The sequence below is a fragment of the Mesorhizobium sp. M00.F.Ca.ET.216.01.1.1 genome (genome assembly GCF_004010325.2).
Lineage (GTDB): Bacteria > Pseudomonadota > Alphaproteobacteria > Rhizobiales > Rhizobiaceae > Mesorhizobium.
In genome coordinates, this window is sequence record NZ_SADR02000120.1 from 1 (window position 1) to 468 (window position 468).

The following is a 468-nucleotide window of genomic DNA, read 5'->3' on the forward strand; positions in this document are numbered from 1 at the left end:
CTGTTCGGCGCCGCGATCCTGCGGAAAAACGACCGCTCGCTGGTGCTGGCGGAAACCAACAATGAGATGGAAAACCCGCTCTGGCATGGCGAGGTGCACTGCCTGAAGCGTTTTTACGAAATGCCGAAAGCCGAGCGCGTCGACACCAAGGACGCGCTGTTCATCGCCACGCATGAGCCCTGCTCGCTCTGCCTGTCGGCGATCACCTGGACCGGCTTCGACAACTTCTACTATCTCTTCAGCCACGAGGATTCGCGCGACAGTTTTGCCATCCCGCACGACCTGAAAATCCTGAAAGAGGTATTCACCCTCGACCCCGGCGGCTACAATGCCGAGAACGCCTATTGGAAGAGTTTTTCGATCCGTCGGCTGGTGCGGGCCCTCCCCGAGGCCGAGCGCGCGAGGCTGGAGACGCGGATCGGCAGGATTTCCGCACGCTATGACGAACTGTCCGACGCCTATCAGGCC

Annotated in this window: 1 protein-coding gene; it reads left to right on the forward strand. The window is 60.7% G+C overall.

The genetic code is table 11. From position 1 onward, the window contains the following. Window positions 1–468: nucleoside deaminase (locus EN859_RS35320; protein WP_135913608.1), on the forward strand; the 468-nt coding region annotated here is incomplete at both ends.